This window comes from Prevotella sp. 885, assembly GCF_002265625.1.
Lineage (GTDB): Bacteria > Bacteroidota > Bacteroidia > Bacteroidales > Bacteroidaceae > Prevotella.
Map to the genome: position 1 here is coordinate 67,365 of NZ_NOVE01000013.1, position 7,532 is coordinate 74,896.

Annotated in this window: 6 protein-coding genes; all 6 read right to left on the reverse strand. The window is 50.0% G+C overall.

From position 1 onward, the window contains the following. Nucleotides 1-86: 86 nt before the first annotated feature. The 6 genes from CHL74_RS06045 to CHL74_RS06070 all read right to left on the reverse strand — a co-directional run bounded on the left by CHL74_RS06045 (nucleotide 87) and on the right by CHL74_RS06070 (nucleotide 7,238). A complete protein-coding gene (locus CHL74_RS06045; RefSeq protein ID WP_094880270.1) occupies nucleotides 87-1,619 on the reverse strand; it encodes a leucine-rich repeat protein in 1,533 nt (510 codons plus the stop codon). Nucleotides 1,620-1,691: 72 nt separating this feature from the next. Then, nucleotides 1,692-2,567 carry a hypothetical protein gene (locus CHL74_RS06050; protein ID WP_094880271.1) on the reverse strand — a complete coding sequence of 292 codons (876 nt, stop codon included), beginning with the start codon at nucleotides 2,565-2,567 and terminating at the stop codon, nucleotides 1,692-1,694. Between the two features lie 18 nt (nucleotides 2,568-2,585). Next, complete coding sequence (locus CHL74_RS06055) at nucleotides 2,586-3,470, reverse strand: DUF4384 domain-containing protein (protein WP_141241250.1); 885 nt, start codon at nucleotides 3,468-3,470, stop codon at nucleotides 2,586-2,588. 14 nt (nucleotides 3,471-3,484) lie between these two features. Continuing rightward, nucleotides 3,485-5,332, reverse strand: a complete 1,848-nt coding sequence (locus CHL74_RS06060; RefSeq protein ID WP_141241251.1) for a hypothetical protein — start codon at nucleotides 5,330-5,332, stop codon at nucleotides 3,485-3,487. Next, complete coding sequence (locus tag CHL74_RS06065; RefSeq protein ID WP_094880274.1) at nucleotides 5,329-6,534, reverse strand: CHASE2 domain-containing protein; 1,206 nt, start codon at nucleotides 6,532-6,534, stop codon at nucleotides 5,329-5,331. Before CHL74_RS06065 ends, CHL74_RS06060 begins: the two co-directional genes overlap by 4 nt. 14 nt (nucleotides 6,535-6,548) lie before the next feature. Beyond that, the gene (locus tag CHL74_RS06070) at nucleotides 6,549-7,238 is read right to left on the reverse strand and encodes a hypothetical protein (RefSeq protein WP_141241252.1); all 690 of its coding nucleotides are present in this window, start codon (nucleotides 7,236-7,238) and stop codon (nucleotides 6,549-6,551) included. Between the last annotated feature and the right edge of the window lie 294 nt (nucleotides 7,239-7,532).

The window sequence follows — 7,532 nt, forward strand, 5'->3', positions numbered from 1 at the left end:
CAAAAACGTAAGAAAAAAAACAAACAAAGGAGGCAATGACGGGAACGTCATAGCCTCCTTTGTTTGTATCAGACTTAGTGCAGAGATTAGAATCTCAGCTGCTTCCAGCTGTCAGTCAGATTCTCCGTCACGTTGGTGGTAGGAGTCTGAGGCTTCTGGAGCTTCATTGTCATGGCCCTGCGGCTCACGTTGTTCTTGATATAGTCAGACAACTCGCCGAACGAAATCTGTCCGTAGTTGTCACGGATTTCCTTAATAAGGTAGTAAGTGAAGAGGCCGTGTCCTTCTTCCTTGCAGCCCTGAGCAGTCTCGTTGCCCTGAGCAGCAGAGAACACCACGAGCTTACCGTTGCTCAGAGTTCCCTCCTCGGCAGCGATTTCGGTGCCGCGCAATCCCTCGTTCACGCTTTCATTGTTACGGTTGATGCCGCTGAAGCAGGCGTCGAGGAAGATGGAAGTCTGGTTGAAGTCAAGGTCGCCGATGCTTGCATAGAAGTCGTTGAGGGCGATGCCGTTCGACGGCTTTGTGCCGCGGATGTCGGTGGGCAAGAGGTAAGCCTTGTTAGAGTCATGGATGTCAGGCACACCGTGACCGGCATAGTAGACGATGAGCTTCTTCATTTCACGGTTCTTGATGCTCTTAAGCCACTGGAACTCCTCCTCGCTGATCATAGCCTTTGTTCCGTCCTCCACAAGGTGGATGTTCTCAACGGGGATGCCGAGAGTCTTCTCGCAATACTCTCTGAAGACGCGGGCATCATGGATGGCGTAAGGAACGCCGGGAGCGAAGCGATAGTTCTGGTTGCCGATTACGAGAGCGTAAGTGTTGTTGCGGATAACCGAAGACATCGGGATGAGCGAGTCGATCTCTGATGTGCGATAGTCATAGTCGACGAGCGAACGAGAAGCGGTGTTGCCACCCAGATATTTGTCAACGGCGTCCTTTGAAAGACCGAAGGTATTGGCGTTGCCTACATTGATGTAAGAGGGCAGACGATGAATCTCGCCGTCATAGAGGGCGTGACGTGTCTTGCCGTTCACCTTCACCTCGTTGGCAAAGGCGTAGTGACCAATGACAGCTGTCGGGCTTACCTCGATAATCTTGATGCCTGTACAGTTTACGTAAGCCTGATCCTCGATGACGCAGTGGTCAGGAATCTTTACTGAAGGCAGCGTAGTACAGCCAGCGAAGGCGATGGTCTCCACCTTCTTTATGGTCTGGGGCAGAGAGATGGTGCGCAGACGTGAGCAGTTCATAAATGCTCCCCAGCCGATTTCAGACATGCTGGTGCCAGCGAATACCACCTCGGAAAGCTCCTTGCAGTTAGCGAATGCGTAAGATCCGATTCGGGTGATGCCCTTACCGATAGCCACGCTTCTTACGGGGAACTTCATCTTCACCCAGGGAGCCTGCTTGTTAGGGTTATAGTCTGGTATGGCGGATCTGTGTTCCTTGCCTTCCTTGGTGAGCGTCACATTGGTGATGGCGAGCGTCTTTCCGTCAAACACCCACTTTATCTCATTATTCAAAAAGCCCTCGCGGATGCCGGATGTGTATTGTGCCGATGCGTTCATTGCACAAACGATGGTCATCAGGGCCATAAGGATAAACTTCTTCATAGCTTATATATTTTTAGATATATTTTTCCACTTTGTTAATAATATAGCTTACTGCTGTGGTTGGATTTGGAATTAGAAGCGGAAAGTGATGTAGAACTTGCTTGTTCCGCTCTTGAACTTTGTCTTGTCCTTGCCAAAGTTCTCCGTATTGAAGTGCTTGTATTCGGCAGTGCTGGTGCGATATTCGTATCCCAGACCCACCATCTTCCAGTGGAGGTTTACGCCGAACGAATTGAATGCTCCGAGACCCCACAGCACCTTAGTGGCACTTGCCATCTTCTCGCGGTCCTGCTTCTTTTCTTCATCCTTGTTACGGTCCATATCCTTGTCGTCAGACATGAAGAGGAAAGAACCTCCGAATCCGATGTGCCAGTATACGTTCACCTTGATAAAGTCGAGCTGCTCGTTGTGCAATGCCACGAAAGGTGCGACGGTGTAAGAAGGACCGATACCAAGACCGATGTTAGCCTCCACCTTCTCCAGGTTCCACGGGGTCTGGTAGTAATCGCCGTTCTTGACCGAGCTGTCATAGCAGAATCCGTCGGCGTCGCACTTGCTCTTGAAGTGGTTGACGTTAACGTCGAGGCAAGGCACGTCAATAGCCCACATTCCCCATAAAGGCTTCTTGGTCAGACGGTGGTTATAGCCGAGCTGCAAAGACACGCCCCAGTCGCTTGAGAAGTCGTACTTGTCGTCGTCCGACTTGAGACTTGTGGTGTTTGTGGCGATGTTGAGATAGGTACGTCTCTTCCACATGTCCAGGTAGTGCTTCTCCGTGTTGTTGTTAGTGATGACCTTCTGCTGCATTTTCACGATGTCGCTGACCGTCGTCACCTCAGTAGTGTCCTCATCCATGTCGAGATTAGGAATCGTGATGACGTCCTGGGCGTATGCACATGGTGCGAAAGCCAAAGACGCAGCGATGATAGATGTCTTGATCTTTTTCATATAATATTGTTTTTATTGTTAATTCTTAGCATTGGCATTGGTGATGACCAGCCACTGTGAACGGTCGACCACCATGTCGTTGTCGCGTTTTCTTGTCTTACGGAGCCACTTCTCGAAGTCGTCAATGTCCACAGAGTTGGCGTGACGGAAGTCGCCTGCGTCGTCGTTGCACTTCGTGAATGGATTGGGTGAGAATATCAGCACCACGTTGTTTAGCTCCAACGGCTTGTCGGTCACCATTCTGTATGGCGTGGCATTCACATCGAAATCTCTGTCGAAGAGCACGTATTCCTGACCTGCCATAACCTCGAAGCGTCCTGACGTGTTGCTTCTGTAAGGCAACCAGCAGCTCGCTTTCTTATTGGAAGAGTCGAGAACGTAAATGGCAAGATAGCCTGATACGGGCGACTTGAACTTGATGTATATTCGGTCTCTGTTGTTGAACTTCTTGCTTTGATAGCTGTCCGTAGTGCCTCCGCATAATATGCTCCATCTTAAGTCCACCGAAGGCTGCGTTATCTCGCGTGCCTCTCCCCACACTTCCGCTGTGAAGGTCAGGCGGTCTGCCGCATAATCAGCCTTGAACACGCTTGGCTTGCTGTCGCCCAGCCATTCCGCTGCCGAGTAAGCTTCTATCTCTTCCACGAACCGGCTGATGGCTTCGCCGCTGATGTCCATATCCACCATGTTGGTGTTGGCCTTGATATTCTCATTAAACTTTTCCTTTATTGCCTCGTTCTGTGCACCTACAATGCATTTGTGTCGCATCTCGGCAATGGAGAACGTCTCGTCCTCGCCTACCGTATATGTGAAGACGCCATGCACGTTTTCGGTTCGTTGGGCAAAAGATGGTGCCGCAATAAATAGGAGCAATGCGCCTATTATTGTCTTTTTGATATTCATATCTTACTGTTTCCTTATTTTATTGGTACGACCGTAGCTTCCTTATCCTTGAAGTTTGGCATCTGCTTACCTATCGGCGCATTGATGTAAGTAGGGTCGCACACTGTATATTCTTTTTGGTTATACATATAATAATCTCCCTTTTCCTTCTGCGTGAAGTTCACGGCACAGGCGAGGTGGCCCGGATAATAGATGAGCACACAGTCCAGACCGAGAAGGTCTCTGATAAGACGGGTGAGGAGAATGGAGCGGTCTTCGCAGTCGCAGTAGGGATAATAAAGGGTTTCTTCAGCGAAGAAAGCGCGGTCACATCCCCATATCGTCTCATCATACTCATACTCGAAGCCGGTCTGGACAAAATTGAGCAGACGGCTGACAGCCTGATGCTCACTCAGTCCTTGCAGGCAAGATCGGAGCGCAGGATAAATCTGCTTCTTCACATCCTCATTCATCGGCGTATCAGCGTAAACGCGGAAGTACGTCATCTTGTCGTTGTTGGTATATGCCGACGGATATGTATTGTAGAAATCGATGAGACTTCTGTTCACTGCCACGTCAATCTTCATATCCGGATAGGCTCTAGACTTGATCATACGGTTTTCCGCTTCGGTGTTGTCCAGCTGCATGGCCTTCGTAATGCCAAGCGAAAGACTGCTCTCGTTGGGGAATTTCGCCTTGCAGATATGGAGCACCGGCTTGGCTTCCTGAACGGGATAGTATATGTCGCCGTCAATCTCGTAAGACAGCTTGCCGTACATAAAGTAGTCGGAAGCTACGAGCAGGTAGAGGTGGTCAGCGTTGTCTGAAGCGAATCTTACCTTATAGCCTGACTGACAATAGAGATAACCCATCATCAGCACAGCCTCGTTGGTGTCCGTGCCGCAGAACTGGTCGGCAATTTCCTTCAGCATAAGCAGGTAAGCCCAGTCGCAAAGGTTGTGCTTCTTGCGCAGTTCCAGACAGTCGCACAGCAGGTTGTCATAAGCCGTGCCGCTCAGACGCAACAGCAAGTCGGCGATGCGGTCTGGCGTTATGTCGCCAATCTGTATTCGCTTCGTCTCGTCCAGATGCACCGTCATCTCGTTTCCGAAGAAGATGAAAGGCATTTCGCATATCTCTTTCTCATCCTCGCTCAGCGGCACACGCTTGATGGGCTCCACGGGTTCGGGCTGCTTTATCTCCACGGGTGGCGCTACGGGTTCGGCAATCGTGGCTTTCTTCTCCTGTCGCTCGTCCAGCAAGGCGTTCAGAGCCTCATACACCTCCGGCTTTACGTTAGGTTCGGCAGGCTTGACGACGGGAGGTTCTGATCCCATCTTTGCCCATGCCTGACGCACGAAGTCGGTGTATTTCTTGTTGCATTCCTGACGGAACGACTGGAATTTCTGGTCTATCTTGTTCTTGAAGTTGCCGAAACGAGACGCAAACGGATTCTGCGGCTTTTGCGCTTCCGTATCCAGCGAGTCAATTTCTCGCGTTACCGTGGCAAAATCCGAATAGCGCTTCTGCGAGATAAGCCCAGTATTACTGAGCTGCTTCTTCACGTAGGCAACATATCGGAGCGAGAGGTCCATGACGTTGTTGCCCTTCGCCGTTGTCAGCTGTGACACAACGCCCTGTCCGGGAGTCTTGATGATGATGCGTTTCTTGTTCTTCTCATCCAGAAGCTCCACTTTTCCGCCGTACGGGATGTTCACTCTCGTGCTGCCGTTCACCTTGGTGCTCATCACCAAAGGCTTGCTTACGCCGTTGACCATATAGGTCACCTTGCCCACCACATGATACGCCACCAGCGATTGGGCGCCCGTACGAAGTGCCAACAAGCAAAGAAGGCACAATAAGATGTATTTTATCTTTATCATAAGTCGATGCCTTTTAGGAACGAATATTTGTCTTTTACCGAACTGACGTAATCCTTAATGGCTGTATACATATTGCGTGATACTCCAAGGAATGCGATTACTGACAACGCCCAAGCCAGATTGAAGCTGATGTGGAACATGCAGAATATCAGGAAACTTATTCCGATAAACACCGAAGTGAAAAGGAACGTCAGGATGTTCATTATACAAACCGAACCGATGATATACTTCGTGAACATATTGGAAGAGAGTCCGGTCCGCTTAAGATATTTTGACTGAAGCACCTGAACGATGAAGATAATCAGCAACGTGATCAGGCAGAACGGGATAAACGGAACGTGCTTTACGTCTGACTGCTCTATGATGGTCTGGATGCTGTATGCCAGCAGCTCCACTCCCGCTATCTTTCCCAATGGCGACCAGTGAGCGTCGGCATCCTCATACATCGATCCGAACAGCACTATCTGTCCGTTGATAAGCTCGGGATGAGCCTTCACCTCCTCGGGCTGAAGCACGGGGAACTTGGTGTATGAGAAGTTGATGTTGATGTCGCCGGTCTTTGTGCCCACCATGTCCTTGCCTGTGTAGAGGTTAGACACCTGCGAGACGAACGAGAGCTGGCGCTTGCCATTACACACCTCCGACAGAGCCGCCTTGCGCTTCATGCTGTCATACAGCTTTCGCGGCATGTTGACGGTTCCTTCCTTGATGTCCACAAACTCTCTGAAGAAGGAATGTATGGTCTTGGTGTAGCCTACCGAGTCGTTTTCCCATTCGAGCATCTTCTCGGCAAAGACGATGTTCTTGTATTTCTCCGCCACCTGTATGATGGCGTCGTTGCCTTCGATGTCGTCTCCTTCTACGTCAAAGACGCAGTCCAGTCCCACCACCTTCGGCTTGGCCGCTTCAATGTCGGTCAGCACCTTTGCTATGTCAGCGCGGGCCGTCACCTTCGTCATGTCCACGATGGTGATGTATCGGCATGTGTCAGGAGCCGCCCCCTCACGTTCAATCTGGTAATAGATGTCCGTGAAGGAGAAGTCGGCAATGGTTCGCCTTATCGGGTCCATGATTTCCGCCTTCACTGTGATGATGGCAAAGAAGCCCATGATGGCTACTGCAAGAAATGTCACCAGCATGTTGCGTATCAGTCCTTCCACCACAGGCGACCTTTTAGCCTTTGGCTTACCCGTTTTTGTCATAGTCAGAGGCGTGCTTACTTATTCAGGAGGTCCTGAAGTTTCTGTTTGATCTGTGCGTCCTCCTTCTCAAAGATGCTCAGGAGCGTCTCCTTAGCGAGGTTTCCGTCGTAGCTGACAGCCACCTGCGACTCTGTCTTGCCGCCCGTTGTTCTCATGATGTCAAGCACCACTTCCGTGCGTCCGAGGCTCTGCTGAATCATCGTCTGGCTGGTGTCCACCATCTTTGCTACGGTCTCCACCTCTCCTGCGCTAAGCTCCGTGTTCATGTCAGTCTCTTCCGTGAGAGCCGCCACCTCCAGTTTCATCTGGCTTGCCACGTCCACACGGGCACGTGTCAGGGCTTGCTTGCGTGCCATTCCTGCACTGGTGCTTCTGCCTGAAGAACGTCCGATGAAGTATTTCGGGAAGCGTCCCTCATACGTATACATACGTGTGTAGACATCGGTAAGCTGCTTCTCCAAGGGCAAGGTGCCTGGTGCGGGCTGCCATCCCTCCTTCTTCAGCTGCTTGGCCTGCTTCTTAGCGTCCTTGAGCACTTTCTGCTCAATGAGGTTCTTAGCCATCTTAGCCTGCGCACGGCGTTCCTTAACAAACTCCTGCTGGACTGTCTCCTGCTTCTTAGCGGTATTCTCTGTATCAGACTGCGCACACGACATACCGCTTATCGATAATGCAATGAGAGTCATAAGAAAAGTTTTCTTCATAAAGCTTTTTGGTTTAGTAAATCTTTCGTACGTTTATTGTAATATAAAATTAAGCGCAAATACGCTTTTAACTAATTTTTTACAAAGATAGATATTTTTTTACTTCCAAACAACAAAAACATTATTTTTATATAATATTTATGCGTGTGCGTAGGTTTCAGCGCTGTTTATCGCTGAAATGATAATAACGTTGTTAACTACAGCAGACAAGGCATACTTAGGAGGCTATGGCGTCTCGCCGTAGCCACGCAGCCTCCCATAGCAGGTCATCAATCAGCTATTACTTCATTTGCT